Source organism: Flavobacterium sp. LHD-85 (assembly GCF_030929595.1).
Classification (GTDB): domain Bacteria; phylum Bacteroidota; class Bacteroidia; order Flavobacteriales; family Flavobacteriaceae; genus Flavobacterium.
This window is the reverse complement of the sequence record NZ_JAVFVR010000038.1, coordinates 1-762: the sequence shown is the minus strand read 5'-3', so window position 1 is coordinate 762 and position 762 is coordinate 1. Positions and strand designations below refer to the sequence as shown.

General features: G+C 40.3%; 1 protein-coding gene. It reads left to right on the top strand.

Translation table 11 applies throughout. The annotated features are described in order from the left end of the window. A partial coding sequence (locus tag RB618_RS23680; protein WP_308071093.1) for a reverse transcriptase domain-containing protein occupies positions 1-762 on the top strand: 762 nt, incomplete at both ends.

Sequence of the window (762 nt, the reverse complement as noted above, 5' to 3'; positions counted from 1 at the left end):
AAATTCAGCGAGAATACCTATGGGTTCAGACCTGGACGAAGCACCATTGATGCCTGCATGGCGGTATGGCATAATCTGAAACTCCGCAAAGGAGAAGTCATGGTCTTAGATGCCGACATTGAAGGATGTTTTGATAACCTGAACCACCAGTACATACTGGATAAGATGAAAGGTACGAGCAGTAACATCCTAAGAGCAATCAATCAATGGTTTAAATGCGGTTATATTGATAAAGGGGTATTACATGAAACGGAAGCAGGTACACCGCAAGGCGGAGTGATAAGCCCGTTACTATGCAATATCGGATTATGGGGAATTGATTTTGAGCTCTATGACCACCTAATATCGACAAGGAAACCAACTGATAAGAACCTTAAACCCTATTATGCTTTTGTCTGTAATATTAAGAATAAACGCAGGGAACATGCCCCGTCAGTAGGATTTATGCAATATGCTGATGACTTTGTTATCGTGTGTGAAAATAACGATTACTTGGAAAGGGTAATGGAAATACTACCGAACCTTTTGGAAAAGCGAGGTCTAAAACTTAGCGAATCTAAGACACGTCAAGTAGCATTCCATAAAGGAGAGAGCTTTAAATTCCTTGGATTTGTTTTTGATAAATGGCGAAGTGGTAAGCATGATAAGGAATACAAAGTCACGTTTTACCCTGACCCCGACAAGATACAGTCATTTGCACAAAAGATTAGGGAATGGACTAAAATGGTGCGTCTGTTTGAATATGGGAATAAGCAAGAACTC